Annotated in this window: 14 protein-coding genes; 6 read left to right on the top strand and 8 right to left on the bottom strand. The window is 56.2% G+C overall.

What is annotated here, in order from left to right:
• Position 1 precedes the first annotated feature (1 nt).
• Positions 2-1,132, bottom strand: a complete 1,131-nt coding sequence (gene phnW, locus ACN0VL_RS11880) for a 2-aminoethylphosphonate--pyruvate transaminase (RefSeq protein ID WP_417617686.1) — start codon at positions 1,130-1,132, stop codon at positions 2-4.
• 266 nt (positions 1,133-1,398) lie between these two features.
• Here phnW and ACN0VL_RS11875 point away from each other — a divergent pair, with 266 nt between their 5' ends.
• From ACN0VL_RS11875 to ACN0VL_RS11865, 3 genes are all read left to right on the top strand, one after another.
• Positions 1,399-2,103 (top strand): UTRA domain-containing protein, encoded by a 705-nt coding sequence (locus ACN0VL_RS11875; RefSeq protein WP_417617631.1) that lies wholly within the window; start codon positions 1,399-1,401, stop codon positions 2,101-2,103.
• 95 nt (positions 2,104-2,198) lie between these two features.
• Positions 2,199-3,254, top strand: a complete 1,056-nt coding sequence (locus tag ACN0VL_RS11870) for a putative 2-aminoethylphosphonate ABC transporter ATP-binding protein (protein WP_417617629.1) — start codon at positions 2,199-2,201, stop codon at positions 3,252-3,254.
• Positions 3,251-4,930, top strand: a complete 1,680-nt coding sequence (locus ACN0VL_RS11865; protein ID WP_417617627.1) for a putative 2-aminoethylphosphonate ABC transporter permease subunit — start codon at positions 3,251-3,253, stop codon at positions 4,928-4,930. The genes ACN0VL_RS11870 and ACN0VL_RS11865 overlap by 4 nt, the downstream gene beginning before the upstream one ends.
• A 507-nt stretch (positions 4,931-5,437) precedes the next feature.
• Here the strand turns inward: ACN0VL_RS11865 and glpX are convergent.
• The 6 genes from glpX to ftsY form a co-directional block, all read right to left on the bottom strand.
• Entirely contained in the window at positions 5,438-6,445 is a 1,008-nt protein-coding gene (glpX, locus tag ACN0VL_RS11860; protein WP_417617625.1) for a class II fructose-bisphosphatase, read from the bottom strand.
• A 491-nt stretch (positions 6,446-6,936) separates the two neighbouring features.
• The gene (can, locus tag ACN0VL_RS11855; RefSeq protein ID WP_417617623.1) at positions 6,937-7,587 is read right to left on the bottom strand and encodes a carbonate dehydratase; all 651 of its coding nucleotides are present in this window, start codon (positions 7,585-7,587) and stop codon (positions 6,937-6,939) included.
• An 89-nt stretch (positions 7,588-7,676) separates the two neighbouring features.
• On the bottom strand, positions 7,677-8,534 hold the full coding sequence (rpoH, locus tag ACN0VL_RS11850; protein ID WP_417617684.1) for an RNA polymerase sigma factor RpoH: 858 nt from the start codon (positions 8,532-8,534) through the stop codon (positions 7,677-7,679).
• Between the two features lie 211 nt (positions 8,535-8,745).
• Positions 8,746-9,693 carry a permease-like cell division protein FtsX gene (gene ftsX, locus ACN0VL_RS11845; protein ID WP_417617621.1) on the bottom strand — a complete coding sequence of 316 codons (948 nt, stop codon included), beginning with the start codon at positions 9,691-9,693 and terminating at the stop codon, positions 8,746-8,748.
• Complete coding sequence (gene ftsE, locus ACN0VL_RS11840) at positions 9,690-10,355, bottom strand: cell division ATP-binding protein FtsE (protein ID WP_417617620.1); 666 nt, start codon at positions 10,353-10,355, stop codon at positions 9,690-9,692. Before ftsE ends, ftsX begins: the two co-directional genes overlap by 4 nt.
• Entirely contained in the window at positions 10,356-12,035 is a 1,680-nt protein-coding gene (ftsY, locus tag ACN0VL_RS11835; RefSeq protein ID WP_417617618.1) for a signal recognition particle-docking protein FtsY, read from the bottom strand.
• 130 nt (positions 12,036-12,165) lie between these two features.
• Between ftsY and rsmD the strand changes: the two genes are divergently transcribed.
• Positions 12,166-12,762 (top strand): 16S rRNA (guanine(966)-N(2))-methyltransferase RsmD, encoded by a 597-nt coding sequence (gene rsmD / locus ACN0VL_RS11830; protein ID WP_417617616.1) that lies wholly within the window; start codon positions 12,166-12,168, stop codon positions 12,760-12,762.
• The gene (locus ACN0VL_RS11825) at positions 12,759-13,073 is read left to right on the top strand and encodes a DUF1145 domain-containing protein (RefSeq protein WP_417617614.1); all 315 of its coding nucleotides are present in this window, start codon (positions 12,759-12,761) and stop codon (positions 13,071-13,073) included. Before rsmD ends, ACN0VL_RS11825 begins: the two co-directional genes overlap by 4 nt.
• Before the next feature lie 12 nt (positions 13,074-13,085).
• Here the strand turns inward: ACN0VL_RS11825 and ACN0VL_RS11820 are convergent, their stop codons facing one another.
• Complete coding sequence (locus tag ACN0VL_RS11820) at positions 13,086-13,406, bottom strand: DUF2007 domain-containing protein (protein ID WP_417617612.1); 321 nt, start codon at positions 13,404-13,406, stop codon at positions 13,086-13,088.
• A 595-nt stretch (positions 13,407-14,001) separates the two neighbouring features.
• Here ACN0VL_RS11820 and ACN0VL_RS11815 point away from each other — a divergent pair.
• Positions 14,002-14,856, top strand: a complete 855-nt coding sequence (locus ACN0VL_RS11815; RefSeq protein ID WP_417617610.1) for a sulfurtransferase — start codon at positions 14,002-14,004, stop codon at positions 14,854-14,856.
• Positions 14,857-14,930: the final 74 nt, after the last annotated feature.

Here is a 14,930-nt window from a genome sequence, read left to right as displayed (position 1 = left end):
ATTATTTTCTCCCTGACCAGAATATGACATCTTCGACAGCAGCCAGTAATCCGACCACATCTTGTTGATATACTTCACCTATGGTGCCGATGCGAAAACAATCCACCGCCGACACCTTGCCCGGGTAAATCACGTACCCCCGCTCTTTCAACCCCAGATAGAACCGTTTGAAGTCATAATCCGGGCTGTCCGGAGCAGCAAACACGGTAATGATTGGCGACTGCCAGTCACGTGCCACCAGCGGGCTGAAACCGAGTCGCTCCATGCCTGCTACCAGAGTGCGCTGATTGTCCTGATAACGCCGATGACGAGCCGGTATGCCTCCTTCCTGCTCCAGCTCGGCCAACGCCTGGTCGAACGCCCGCACCACATGGGTGGGGGAGGTAAAGCGCCACTTTCCACCCTGTTGCTCCATACAGTGCCACTGATCGAACAAGTCCAGGCTGACCGACCGGGCCTGCCCCTTGCAGCCTTGTATGGCGTCTTCCCGAGCGATAATGAAGCTGAAGCCGGGCACGCCCTGAATACATTTATTGGCGCTGGAGATCAAAAAATCGATGCCCAGCTCCCCCACATCCATGGGGACACCGCCAAAGGAACTCATGGCGTCCACCATAAGGATCCTGCCCGCCGCCTTGGCTGCGGCACACAACTCCGGCAGAGGGTTAAGAATGCCGGTGGTGGTTTCACAGTGCACAAAGGCCACATGGCTGATGGCGGGATCTGCCGTTAGTGCGCGAGTCAGCAGCTCGGCCGACAGCGGCTCGGTCTCCGCCACCTCCGCCATCACGACCTGAATGCGCAGGCAGCGGGCGATATCTGCCATGCGGCGACCATAGGCACCGTTTACCAGCACCAGCAACTTGCCGTCCTGCGGCAGGGCCGAGCCAAGCACCGCTTCCACCCCGGCCGTGCCGCTGCCCTGCATCAGTACACTGGTATAACCTGGCTTGCGGGTGCTCATGGCCACCAGCCGATGACGGATGGGCTGCACTACACCCTGGTTATAGTCGTCATCCCAGGTGCACCAGTCTTTCATCATCGCCTCACGCACGGTCGCGGAAGTGGATAGCGGCCCGGGGGTCAGCAGTAAGTAAGGATTATTCACTATCTCTCCTGGTATATACCAAATTCACGGGTACGATAGAGGCTCCTCATCCCGCGAGCAAGGTGGCAAGGGGCACTGACACAAAAGATTCATATTGCCCTGGCTGGGAAAATGGCGAGGCAAGAGTAATAATAGTTTGGTATTTCAGCGGGTTGTAAGTGTCACTCGGGTCTGCATACAGTAACGCGACACGCTATATCACCCCAAGTCATACTGGCCGCCGCCACCACAACGACACTTTAATGGCGGCACCCACCGCTATATTGATGATGTAGTCCATAACGGAAATCATGATGAACAGACCCCATTACCAACAGATCAGCGACAGTATCGAAGCCCAGATCCGTAGCGGCGCCCTGAGCGTCAACAGCAAGCTGCCCTCCGAGCGCCAGCTCAGCGAAGCTTTTTCCACCACTCGGGTCACCCTGCGTGAGGCGCTGTCACGGCTCGAAGGCAAGGGGCTGATTTATCGCGCCAATCGCCGAGGCTGGTATATTACCCAGGGCCGCATCCACTACGATCCGACCCAACGCCTGCCTTTTAACGAGGTCATCACCGGCCAGGGACGCCAGCCTCATACTCAGGTACTGGCACAACAGCTGGCGCCGGCCGAGCCAGAGGTTCACCAGGCGCTTGGCCTGGCCCCCCTCACCCCGATACACAGAGTGCGCCGGCTGCGCTCGGTAGACGGCCACCCGGTGTTGCTGGAGGAAAACCACATGAATCCACTCCTCTTTCCGGGGTTGGAAAATCAGGATATGAGCCAGTCACTGACCCGGCTGTTCGAGCAACAGTACCAGATACGCATCGCCACCATGGCGCTCAACATGTATCCGATAGCGCTAGACTCCGAGCGGGCCAAGGCCCTCGGCATGGCTTCCGGCGGAGCCGCACTCTTTATCAGCCGCTTGTCCCGGGATCAGCACGGGCGCATCATAGAGCTGGACTGGGAATACTGGCGCCACGATGCGCTGAATATTCAGATGGCGGTGTAATTCCGCCTGCTTTTATCCCCCCCTGTCACACCAACGTCACATTGAATTTGTACATTGCCCCAACTGGTCTAAACCAGATTAGGGAGATCAATCTGATGACATATCTAGCAATCGACAATGTGGTGAAAAGTTTCGGTGACTTTCAAGCCCTCAAGGGGGTCAGCCTGACGGTAGAGGAAGGCGAGTTTGTCTGCTTTCTTGGCCCCAGCGGCTGTGGCAAGACGACGCTGCTGCGCGCCGTGGCCGGCCTGGATTTACCCACCGCCGGACGTATTCATCAGGCCGGACGTGACATTACATTGGCGCCCCCCGAACAGCGCGACTTCGGTATCGTATTCCAGTCCTATGCACTGTTTCCCAACCTGACGGTATTTCAGAATATCGCCTTCGGGCTGGAAAACATGAAGCACCCCAAGGCAGAGATTCACTCCCGGGTCAGCCAGCTGCTAGACACCATAGGCCTGCCCGATAGCGGCTCCAAGTACCCAAACCAGCTATCCGGTGGCCAGCAGCAGCGTGTGGCACTGGCCAGAGCCATCGCTCTGTCTCCCGGGCTACTGCTGCTGGACGAGCCCTTATCGGCACTGGATGCCCGGGTACGCATTCAGCTGCGTGCCGAAATCAAGCGACTGCAGCGCGAACTGAATATCACCACCATAATGGTGACCCATGATCAGGAAGAAGCGCTGGCCATGGCCGATCGCATCGTGGTGATGAATCATGGCGTTATCGAGCAGATTGGTACCCCGGAACAGATTTACTATCAACCGGCCAGCCCCTTTGTCGCTCGCTTTATCGGCGCCATGAACTTCTACCCCGCGGTGGCCGATCAACAGGGCCGGTTGAGCCTTGGTCGGCAGACACTGCCACGCCAGGTCGCGCCGGGCAGCCGCCATCTGCTGGCCTGGCGCCCGGAGTTGATGCGCCTGGCCTGCCCGCAGGATCACAACAGCCTGCGCGGGCATATTCTGGGGCTGTCTTTTCTGGGTGCCTTTATTCGGGCCGAAGTTGCTCTGGACCATCACTCCGAGCCGATACTGGCCGATCTGTCGGCCCGGGACTGCGATTTGCAGCAATTGTATCCCGGCCAGGAAGTGGCGCTGGAGCTGCCGCTGGAGCATACCCACCTGTTTTGCGGAGCGTCCGCATGAGCATCCTGACCTTGAGCCGCCGCTTTAGTCGAGATGATGGCTTGCAGCGTATGTTGCTGGCCCTGGCCTGCCTGCTGTTTCTGCTGGCTCTGGTACTCCCGCTGGGACAGATACTGCACACCGCGCTGTTCGACGAGCAGGGCAACTTTGCAGGGCTCGATAATCTGCGCCGCTACCTGCTGACCCCCAGCCTGCTCTATTCGCTGACCAACACCCTGACCATGGGGCTGCTGGTCACTCTCATCGTCACCGGGCTGGCCTTTATCTATGCCTATGCCATTACCCGAACCCGTATGCCCTGCCGTGGCCTGTTCAAGGTACTGGCGATGATGCCGGTCTTGGCGCCTTCGCTGTTGCCGGCCATCAGTCTGGTCTACTTGTTTGGCAACCAGGGGGTACTGCGTCACTGGTTGCTGGGTGAAAGCATTTACGGCCCCATCGGTATTGTACTGGGGCTGTCGTTCTGGGCCTTTCCCCACGCGGTGATGCTGCTCAGTACCGCCATGGGTGCCACCGACGGCCGCCTGTTCGAAGCCTGCCGGGTGCTGCGCGGCGGGCCGGTACGCGCCTTCTTTCAGGTCACGCTGCCGGGTATCAAGTATGCTCTGCTGAGTACCTTGATGGTGGTGTTTACCATGGTCATCACCGATTTCGGCGTACCCAAGGTGATCGGTGGCCAGTATCCGGTACTGGCCACCGACATCTACAAGCAGGTGGTGGGTCAGCAAAACTTCGCCATGGGCGCGCTGATCAGTACCCTGTTGCTGCTACCGGCCCTGCTGGCATTTATTGCCGACAGCTGGTTGCAACGACGTAACAAACCACTGATCGACAGCCGCTCACAGCCCTACCACCCGGCTCCCAACCGCTGGCGTGACGGCCTGCTGCTCGGTTATTGCAGCCTGATCGCCCTGGCACTGCTGGCCGTCATCGGCATGGCCGCCTATGCTTCTGTGGTGCAGTTCTGGCCCTACAACCTGGGCCTGACCCTCAGCCATTACCGCTTCGATTTAATCGACGGCTGGCAGGCATACGGCAACTCCCTTCGTCTGGCCGGAATGACCGCCCTGTTTGGCACCTTGTGTATTTTTCTCATCGCCTATCTGGTGGAAAAGGGCCAGGGTCAGCACGGCTGGCGCAAGCTGCTACATGCCATGGCCATGATACCCCTGGCCGTCCCCGGCCTGGTACTGGGCCTGGCCTATATCTTCTTCTTCAACCGCCCCGACAATCCTCTCAACGTCCTCTATGGCGGCATGACGTTGCTGGTGGTGTCGACCGTGATGCATTTCTATACGGTGGGGCACCTGACCGCAATCACCGCGCTCAAGCAGCTGCCAGCCGAAATTGAAGCCATTGCTGCCTCACTCAAGATCAGCCGTTTCAAGGCCATGCGCCGGGTCAGCCTGCCCATGTGTCTGCCGGCGGTACTGGATGTGGCCATCTACCTGTTCGTCAACGCCATGACCACTGTCTCGGCGGTCGTGTTTTTGTACGGCTCGGATACCATGCTGGCTTCCATTGCCGTGCTTAACCTGGATGATAGCGGCAACATAGCCCCGGCCGCTGCCATGGCCATGTTGATATTCATCACCGCGCTCACCGCCCGACTGCTGCACCTGGCAGCCAGCCACGGCCTGCTGCGCCTCACCCAGTCCTGGAGACACACCCCATGACCGACAAGGTACAATACCAATCTAAGTAAAAATATGATCTATTTTAAAGCTGAGTACCAGAGGAAACAGAGTCAGCTCCCACGACACGCCATAAACCCATCCCTGGGGGCTCGGGAAATGACATCCCTGTCATTTCACGGTCGTGGGAGCCGATCTCTGTTGCCTCTCCACAAGCACCGAGTTGTCTGTAGATAGCACCTACAGGCAACTCCGCAGCTGGGGGAGGATGAAGAGATCTACTCCACCGACCATCACATGACAAGGATGTCATGTGTTTGAGCGCCACAGGGATGTGCTTGCAGCGTGTCGGTGGAGTAGACCCTTCGTTCGGCCTTTACTGAGCAGATAAATAGACCAGTTACTTACTCAGTTTGGTATAAACGACAAAAAGGGATGCCGAAGCATCCCTTTTTAGTTATCGCTGAATCGAAAGCCGTGAAAGGTAAGGTTAAATACCGGATCAGCAGGTGTGGATTGTACTCCTCACGTTTCACCCCTCACGGAAAACTACAGAATAATATCCTGCAGTTCCTGGCTCTTTCGAGACAGAATATGAGTGGAGCGAATGCGACGTACGGTGCGCGACTTGCCACGGATCATCAGGGTTTCGGTGTGGGCATAATAGCCATCGCTGCTGATCCCTTCCAGTAAGTCACCCTTGGTAATACCGGTGGCGGCAAACATGACGTTGTCGGTACGTGCCATGTCTTCCAGCTTTAATACCTTGCCCACTTCAATACCCATTTCTTCGCAGCGTGCAATTTCCTGCTCGCCCAGGGCGATATTTTCTTCGGTAGGCTCTTTTACCTTATAACGCGGTATCAGCCGGGCTTGCATGTCACCGTCGAGCGAGCGCACGGCGGCGGCGGATATCACGCCTTCCGGGGAGCCACCAATGCCATACAGCATGTCGACTTCACTTTCGGGAATACACGCCAATATGGAAGCGGCAACATCGCCATCGGGCACGGCAAACACACGCACGCCCAGTGCCTGGATGGTTTTAATGGCCTTGTCGTGCCGCGGCTTGGCCAGGGTAATCACGGTAAAGCGTGAGAGCGGCTTGTTCAGCGCCTTGGCCACCGCTTTAATATTCTGCTCTATCGACTTGGTGAGATCGATGGCGCCCTTGGCGTTGGCACCCACGATCAGTTTTTCCATATACATGTCGGGTGCACGCAAAAAGGCGCCTTTTTCACCCACGGCAATCACGGACAAGGCATTGGACTGGCCCATGGCCGTCATGCGAGTGCCTTCGATAGGATCGATGGCAATATCAACGTCTTCGCCACCCAAACCGACTTTTTCGCCGATATACAGCATGGGCGCTTCATCTATCTCGCCTTCACCGATAACCACTTCACCGTTGATTTCGATTTCATTCAGTACATGACGCATAGCCGCAACTGCAGCACCGTCGGCAATATTCTTATCGCCTCTGCCCAACCACTTGTAGCCAGCCAGAGCGGCGGCTTCGGTTACGCGGGAGAACTCAATGGCTAATTCACGTCTCATTAGATTTCCTATCTGTTCAAGTTATCGCTACCTGCCTAGTTATACTAATTCCATTAAACATATGTTCTATTTCATTTCCGAGTAAACGTCGGACAAAGGGCCCGCTCCACCGACCCGCTTCGAGCACATCCATGTGACGCTCAGCACATGACGTCCCTGTCATGTGATGGTCGGCGGAGCAGAGCCCTTTGTCCTCCTGATGCTGCGGAGTCGCCTGTTGACGCCGCCAGGGGGCAACTCGGTGTTCAGAAAGAGGCAACAGAGGTGGCCTCCCTCGACCGTGACATGCCAGAGATGACATGTCCAAGCTAAGATGGGCCGAGCTTGTCTCGCCGTGACAAAGGGTTTCAGCCTGACCGAGCATCCGGTGTGAATGCACGCAGCAGGTTGAAACCGTGAGTATCATTTATCTGTAGCGTGTCGAGGGAGGCGACTGTGTTGCCTCAGGTGCCCCGGCTCAATAGTTGTTCAGATGTTTAATATTATTGGTATTACTTGCCCAATATCCGTTGTTGCAAAATACGATAAACATCGGGTGTTTCTGATTTTTCCGTGGCGCATACATTCAGATCCTGTAACCGGCCATCCTTGATGCCAAATATCCAGCCGTGTACAGACAGCTCCTGCCCTCGTTTCCAGGCATGCTGCACTATCGTGGTGCGACACAGGTTGGCCACCTGCTCAACCACATTGAGTTCGCACAAAGCGTCTTCTCTCGACTGCAGTGACTCTATGGTCAGCAGGTCTTTGCGGTAGCGCTGGTACAAGTCTTTCAGGCTGCAGAGCCAGTGATCGATCAGCCCGTGCTCTTCATCGGTCATGGAGGCCTTGACCCCACCACAGCCATAGTGGCCGCAAACGATGATGTGTTTTACTTTCAGCACTTCAACCGCGTATTGTACCACCGACAAACAATTAAAATCGGTGTGCATCACCAGGTTGGCCACGTTGCGATGTACAAATACATCACCGGGCAACAGTCCGGTCAGCTGGTTGGCGGGGACCCGGCTGTCGGAGCAGCCTATCCACAAATACTCGGGCGCTTGTTGTAACGCCAACTTCTCGAAAAAGGTCGGATCTTCCGCTTTGATCCGTTCTGACCATTCCTGGTTATTCTCAAAGAGCTGCTTTAGTTTTCTCATGGGATGTTCCTGCTGGTTTGGCTCTGTTTAGAATAGATTACCGGCAGAAAAAAGGCCCCAGCGGGGCCTTTTTTCGACCTTTTTGACACTCAGGCATCCATGGCCGTTTTCAGCTTTTTAAGCGCGCTTTTTTCCAGCTGACGTATACGCTCAGCCGACACTCCATATTCATCTGCCAGGGTTTGCAAGGTGGTCTTTTCGTCTTCATCCAGCCAACGGGCCTGAATGATATGCTGACTGCGTTCATCCAGCGTGGCCAGGGCGGAACGCAACCGGCGATTGGATGTTTGTTCCCAGTTGTCCTCTTCTACCTGGTTGGCCACATCGGAGCTGTGATCCTGCAGGTAGTGCACCGGAGAGAAACTGGTGTCCTTGTCATCGTCGTCGGACGCCAGATCAAAGGCCTGATCCTGGGCACTCATCCGCGATTCCATCTCCAGCACTTCGGCCGGCAGCACGCCCAGGTTTTCCGCCACCATTTCAACTTCTGCCTGGTTGAACCAGCCCAGACGCTTCTTGGATTTGCGCAGGTTAAAGAATAATTTACGTTGCGCCTTGGTGGTGGCCACCTTGACGACGCGCCAGTTGCGCAAGACATATTCGTGAATTTCGGCCTTGATCCAGTGCACCGCAAAGGACACCAGGCGCACGCCGACCTTGGGGTCGAAGCGCTTCACCGCCTTCATCAGGCCGATATTACCTTCTTGAATCAAGTCTGCCTGGGGCAGACCATAACCAGAATAACTGCGGGCAATGTGCACCACAAAACGCAGATGAGACATAATCATCTGTCGGGCAGAAGACAGGTCACCCTCATTATACAGCCGTTCGGCCAGTGACTTTTCTTCCTCCGCGCTCAGCACGGGAATAGTGTTAACTGCCTGGATATAAGCCTCCAGGCTGCCTTGGGGAACCAAGGAGAAATGGCGCTGAAAATCTGTCGTCATCACACTTGTATTCATTATTACATGACTCCGTATCAAACAGCCGCGGTGCACGCTTAAAATGGTGCTTGTGACTCTAAGTCGCATGCTGTACAGCGGAAAATGTATTTATTCAGGACTAAATGTCAAGAGGGCTGCTTTCTCTGCCCACATAAGACCACATTCAACTAATTAAGTTCAACCGGGTTTTGTACTTTTTGTTGCCACAACCGTCTTAATTCGGCTCTATGGCTCTAATATGGCGGCGTACCGAAAACCCGGACGCCAACAGGCTAAGCAGGGTCCCGGTCAGGATCAGCAGCAGGCTTTCCTCCAGGCTCAGCCCCAGCAGGTCAAAGTCACTTTGATACAGGGCAGCCAGTGCACTGACCTTGTGACTCAGCCAGAATACCATAACCAGGGTGAGCCACCACGCCAGCAAGCCACCAATAATGCCATACCATAGCCCCACATATAAAAAGGGACGCTGAATAAAGCGATCCGTGGCCCCCACCAGCTTCATGACTTCAATCTCGTAACGGCTGTTCAGAATATTCAGCCGTAAGGTATTACTGACCACCAGCAGCACCCCGGCCAGCAGTAAACCTGCCATGCCGACTACCACCTGTCGCAGCAAGTCGACAATTCCCGACAAGCGAGCCAGCCAGGCCATGTCCAGCCGCGCCGTCGCCACCGTGGGTTCGGCATGCATGTCGGCCAGCAGCAACTCGGCGGCATCCGGTGAACGTCCGGCTTCAGACAAGCCCAGAATAAACACCGCCGGCAGCGGATTATCGGTCAGCAAATCCAGCGCCTCGGCAAAGCCCGCCGCGCCCTTGAAGTCATTGAGCCCCTGCTCGGCACTGATGTAGGTCACAGTGTCTATTTCCGGCATGGCGGACAGGCGCTGCTGCAGCTCGGTCACCTGCTGTTCTGTGGTGTCTTGCTGCAAATACAGGCTGATTTGTGCCTTGCTCTGCCAGAAGGCACTCACCGACTCGGCATTTTTCAACAGCACGAAAAAACTGGCGGGCAGCGCCAGGCTCACGCCCAGCACGGCTATGGTCATTAACGAGCTTAACGGCGTACGCCACAGCTCGCCCAGACTGGCAAACAACTGTCGCAGGTGGTCAAGGCCATACATGGCCAGGCGCTGCAGCCAGGATAACTTGTGCCGGCTCATGACGTCTCCTCCGCCTGCAGTCGACCCGCGTTCAGCGTCAGGGTTCTGTGCCGCTGCGAGTTGATCAGTCCCGTATCGTGGGTGGCGATCAACACGCTGACCCCCACGCTGTTAAAGGCTTCAAACAAGCGCAATATCTCCATCGACAGCTCGGGATCCAGGTTACCCGTGGGCTCATCCGCCAACAGCAGTGACGGCTTGTTAACAATGGCGCGCGCAATACCCACGCGCTGCTGCTCCCCTCCCGACAGCATCAGGGGGAAGTAGCGATCCTTGCCAAGCAGGCCGACCTTATCGAGCGCCGCCGACACCCGACGCCGAATATCCTGATGGCTGTAGCCTTCGATCACCAGCGGCAGCGCCACGTTATCAAACACGGTGCGCCCATTAATCAGATGATGGTCCTGAAAAATCATGCCGATACGCCGACGCACATACGGAATATGACTGCGGCGAATGCGGCTGACGTCCTGGCCATTAAACAGTACCTGGCCGTCGGTGGGTCTTTCCATCACGCTGATCAGTTTAAGCAGCGTACTCTTGCCCGCCCCCGAGTGGCCGGTAAGGTACGCCATTTCCCCTTTCCCTAGATGGAAGCTGACCTTTTGCAGCGCCTGAAAGCCACCGCTGTATACCTTGCTAACCTGCTCGAAGCGGATCATTTATTCGTCCTGAGTGAATAGGGCGTCTATAAATTCCCGGGCAACAAAGGGACGCAAGTCGTCAATTTGTTCACCCACGCCAATGTAGCGAATAGGAATACCGAATTTGTCGGCCACGGCAAAGATAACCCCGCCTTTCGCCGTGCCATCCAGCTTGCTCAGCGTAATCCCCGTAATGGGCACCGCCTCGTTGAAGACCTTGGCCTGGCTAAGCGCATTCTGGCCGGTACCGGCATCCAGGGTCAGCATGATCTCGTGCGGCGCAGCCCCGTCGATTTTTTGCATGACGCGCACTATTTTCTTCAGCTCATCCATCAGGTGCGCCTTGTTCTGCAGGCGACCGGCGGTATCGGCAATCAGTACATCGACCTTGCGCGCCTTGGCGGCCTCAACCGCATCAAAGATGACCGAAGCGGCATCGGCGCCGGTATGCTGGGCAATCACCGGAATATGATTACGCTCACCCCATACCTGCAGCTGCTCTACCGCGGCGGCACGGAAGGTATCACCTGCCGCCAGCATCACCGATTTGCCCTCGGCCTGAAACTGGCGGGCCAGCTTGCCGATGGTGGTGGTTTTGCCCACGCCGTTAACGCCGACCATCAGAATAACGTAGGGCTTGTGCTCGCTATCTATGACCAGAGGCTGTTCAACCTTGCTCAGGATGTCGCTCATATCTTCTTTTAACAGCTCATACAGGGCTTCACCGTCCTTGAGCTGACGACGACTGGCCTGGCGTGTGAGGTTGTCGATGATGGACACCGTGGTTTCTACACCCAAATCTGCCGTGAGCAGCTGGGTTTCCAGCTCCTCAAACAGCTCATCGTCAATCTTTTTGCCCCTGAACAAGCCAAAGAAGCCGGATCCCAGGTTTTGTCTGGTTTTAAACAGACCACTTTTAAGTCGAGCAAAAAAACCTTTCTTGGGAGCCTGTTCGGCCTGTTCCTGCGCAGCAGCCGCTTCTTCGGCCGCAAGGCGTTCTGCTTCTTCCTCTGCCAGTCGCGCCTGCTCTGCCGCTTCGGCTTCCGCCGCCAAGCGGGCCTGTTCTGCCGCCTCGGCTTCGGCCACCAAACGCGCCTGCTCTGCCGCCTCGGCTTCCGCCGCCAATCGGGCCTGTTCTGCCGCCTCGGCTTCCGCCGCCAACCGGGCCTGCTCTGCCGCCTCGGCTTCGGCCGCCAACCGGGCCTGCTCTGCCGCTTCGGCTTCCGCCGCCAACCGTGCCTGCTCTGCCGCTTCGGCTTCCGCCGCCAACCGGGCCTGCTCTGCCGCTTCGGCTTCCGCCGCCAAACGGGCCTGCTCCGCCGCTTCGGCTTCCGCCGCCAAACGGGCCTGCTCCGCCGCTTCGGCTTCCGCCGCCAAGCGGGCCTGCTCTGCCGCCTCGGCTTCCGCCGCCAAGCGGGCCTGCTCCGCCGCCTCGGCTTCCGCCGCCAAGCGGGCCTGTTCTGCCGCTTCGGCTTCCGCCGCCAGTCGCGCCTGCTCTGCCGCCTCGGCTTCCGCCGCCAATCGGGCCTGTTCTGCCGCTTCGGTATCCGGCTCCGCCAGCGTTCTTTCTACTTCTGCGCTGCCCGCCTCAATTTCCGATTCCAGAGCCGACTGCTGCTGTTCCTGCTCTTTAACTTCTTCTTGCTGACCTTTGTTTTTGCCAAAGCCCAGCCAGGAAAAAAAACCTTTTTTTGCCATTCTGTCATTACTCACTGATGTCGGGGGTGATTAGGGCTGGCCGTCACTCGGCCCCTTCTTTAGAATACTCACCCCTTATGGGTGCAAAACCGCCTTATACTAGCACTTTATTGAAACACGGCGAAACGAGATGGCAAAAGCAAAACCGGTAAAAAAGACCTCCGCGGGTAACGGACAAATCCGTTTGATTGGCGGCCAATGGCGCGGACGCAAACTCCCCGTGTTAAACAGCGAAGGGCTAAGGCCCACTGCCGACCGTATTAAAGAGACATTATTTAACTGGTTAATGTTCGATATTCACCATTGCCGTTGCCTGGATCTGTTTGCCGGTAGCGGCAGCCTGGGATTTGAAGCCTTGTCCCGCGGGGCCAGCGAAGTAATGATGGTAGAAAAAGATGCCAGGGTCGCTCAGCAGTTACAACACAACCTTGCCAGCTTGCCCCTTGCCCGAGGCAAGGTCATCAACACCGATGCTATCGGCTTTTTGCAGTCGCCGGCTTCCCCCTTTGATCTGGTGTTTCTCGATCCCCCGTTTCACCGCGAATTACTGCCCACCGTCTGCCAGTTGTTAGAACAAAACGGCTGGCTGAACGACAACGCCAAAGTTTATATCGAACGCGAGCAGGCATCAGAATCATTGCTGTTGCCACCAAATTGGCGGCTGCTGAAAGACAAGCAGGCGGGTCAGGTTAACTATCAACTTTATCAAAGAGAACCAGAGCAATGAAAATAATAAATTTAGCTATGCGACTGATCATGCTGATATTTTGGGCCGGTATTATTTATGCCCTGATCGGCCCGGACTTTCAGGAAGTGGGCTCGATACCGCTTATTTTAGGGGCCGTGGTGCTCTTGATGCATTTGTTGCAAATGCTGATGCTGAAACAGGTCGCCAAACTCCTACACCCTACGACCGGAGATTACCTGTCTGTGCTGGTGTTCGGCTCGTTTGCCATGCAGCATCACAGGGCTCGCCTAAAAGAAATCATCGCAGAAAAGCAGCAGCAAAAACAGGAACAGGGGCAGGAACAAAAATAATCACCCACCGGGTTACTGGTTGGCGGCCTGAGCATCCTGGCCGCATTGCCAGCATATTTCAAAACTAGCCGCATTCTGTTCACCGCACCGTGAGCAGTACCAGGCAGGCTGCTCGGCTTGCTGATAACGCGCCAATATCAGCCGGGCCGACTCGCTGTCCCGGGGCCGGACCAGTAACGCTACTTCCATGGCATTAGCGGGTAACTCGCCCAGCGCACCCGCCAAGGCCTCGCCCTTTAGCTGCACCTCAATGCCAGCCACTTCCAGCGCGCCTTTCAGCGTGTGTGCTTCCAGGCTGTTCGCCGCCTGATAAATCGAACTCCACTCGCTCATCGTTTCCTGGCACCCAACATAGTTATCAAAAAACAATAGAAAAAGGGGGTGACATCATGTCACCCCCTTTTGAGTTGTCGTATGGCTCTAATCCCTAAACCAAATTGCTCCCTGCATTCCCTGACGTATTACCTTAATCCTTAAGGTGTTTCCTCTTACCTGTCCTTAGGCGTGTCCTTGTCATCCTGACTGCGCTTCATCCTGAGTCGCCTTGCTGTCTCCGTCCTGGAGGTGTCCTTTACCGCTTCCTGCGGGTGTTCCTTTCGCCTTGCTTGGCAAGTCTGTCTTCCTGACGGACTTCCTCGCTCCTTGCCTGATTAACTATAGAGGATTTAAGCGACCCCACAACATAAAAAATGATGGCAAAATGAGTCCCCAAAAACCAACCCAAACATAAGCTATTGTTTTTATTGATTTATTCTATTATCAATCTGACAAAACTGCAACTTAAAGCGTGTTATCCGCCAGTGAGTTAAGTCATTGCTTACGCCCGGCCGGGCGGATCTCTTACAAATCAGAATCAGGGATAAAAAAGTAGCCCGAACAGACCCGGCCGCTTAGGATAAAACAACGGTATACCCAAGGAGAGATCAAGATGAATCCATTAACCCTGCCAGCCTCGCTGGTAGACAGCCAGTGGCTGGCTACCCATCTGGGTCACCCGGATCTGGTTGTGCTGGACGCCAGCTGGTACATGCCTGCGGCCAAACGTTCCGGCGAACAGGAGTGGGGCCAGCAGCGTATTCCCGGCGCCCGCTTCTTCGACTTCGACAGCCAGATAAAGGATCAGAATAGTCCGCTGCCTCACATGCTGCCGCCAGCAGCCCAATTTTCACGGCAAGTGTCGGCGCTAGGGATCAACAACCATCATCGCATCGTGATCTACGATGGTGATGGCATTTTTGCCGCCCCCAGAGCCTGGTGGATGTTCAAGGCCATGGGACATGAGCAGGTTGCGGTACTGGATGGCGGCCTGCCCGGCTGGATAGCACAACACTTGCCGCTGGAGAGCAGTGCACCGGCACCGGTGACACAGGGCCGGTTTGTCGCCCAACCACAGGCCGCCTGGATAGCCAATGCCGAACAGGTGCAAGCGGCACTCTCACAGCCGCAACACCGGATACTGGATGCGAGAAGCCGCGAGCGGTTCAGCGGCCAGGCGGCCGACCCTCGTCCCGGCGTCAGAGCCGGCCATATGCCCGGTGCTGTCTGCCTGCCCTTTACCGAGCTACTGGATCAAGGGCACTTTCTCCCTCGAGAGCAGCTGACACAAACGTTTGATGCCCTGGTCACCCGCGAGCAAAACTTGATTTTCAGTTGCGGATCCGGCGTGACCGCCGCAATTTTGGCGTTGGCTGCGGATATCACCGGCCATGACAAGATAGCCGTTTACGATGGTTCCTGGACCGAATGGGGGGGATCGGCACATTTACCGGTAGTAGTGGATTAATACCAATTACAGTAAAGATTTGATCACCTTTGAACCTGAATACCAGAGGCACCACAGTCACCTCCCACGACACG

The organism is Oceanisphaera sp. (genome assembly GCF_048268965.1).
Classification (GTDB): Bacteria; Pseudomonadota; Gammaproteobacteria; order Enterobacterales; family Aeromonadaceae; genus Oceanimonas.
Note: the sequence above shows the minus strand (reverse complement) of the source record. Positions and strands in the feature narration are given on the sequence as shown.

Bases quoted from the DNA above. Each gene is read 5' to 3' on its own strand.
- ACN0VL_RS11875 (WP_417617631.1), top strand. From the start codon at position 1,399: ATGATGAACAGACCCCATTACCAACAGATCAGCGACAGTATCGAAGCC.
- ACN0VL_RS11870 (WP_417617629.1), top strand. From the start codon at position 2,199: ATGACATATCTAGCAATCGACAATGTGGTGAAAAGTTTCGGTGACTTT.
- ACN0VL_RS11865 (WP_417617627.1), top strand. From the start codon at position 3,251: ATGAGCATCCTGACCTTGAGCCGCCGCTTTAGTCGAGATGATGGCTTG.
- glpX (WP_417617625.1), bottom strand. From the start codon at position 6,445: ATGAGACGTGAATTAGCCATTGAGTTCTCCCGCGTAACCGAAGCCGCC.
- can (WP_417617623.1), bottom strand. From the start codon at position 7,587: ATGAGAAAACTAAAGCAGCTCTTTGAGAATAACCAGGAATGGTCAGAA.
- rpoH (WP_417617684.1), bottom strand. From the start codon at position 8,534: ATGACGACAGATTTTCAGCGCCATTTCTCCTTGGTTCCCCAAGGCAGC.
- ftsX (WP_417617621.1), bottom strand. From the start codon at position 9,693: ATGAGCCGGCACAAGTTATCCTGGCTGCAGCGCCTGGCCATGTATGGC.
- ftsE (WP_417617620.1), bottom strand. From the start codon at position 10,355: ATGATCCGCTTCGAGCAGGTTAGCAAGGTATACAGCGGTGGCTTTCAG.
- ftsY (WP_417617618.1), bottom strand. From the start codon at position 12,035: ATGGCAAAAAAAGGTTTTTTTTCCTGGCTGGGCTTTGGCAAAAACAAA.
- rsmD (WP_417617616.1), top strand. From the start codon at position 12,166: ATGGCAAAAGCAAAACCGGTAAAAAAGACCTCCGCGGGTAACGGACAA.
- ACN0VL_RS11825 (WP_417617614.1), top strand. From the start codon at position 12,759: ATGAAAATAATAAATTTAGCTATGCGACTGATCATGCTGATATTTTGG.
- ACN0VL_RS11820 (WP_417617612.1), bottom strand. From the start codon at position 13,406: ATGAGCGAGTGGAGTTCGATTTATCAGGCGGCGAACAGCCTGGAAGCA.
- ACN0VL_RS11815 (WP_417617610.1), top strand. From the start codon at position 14,002: ATGAATCCATTAACCCTGCCAGCCTCGCTGGTAGACAGCCAGTGGCTG.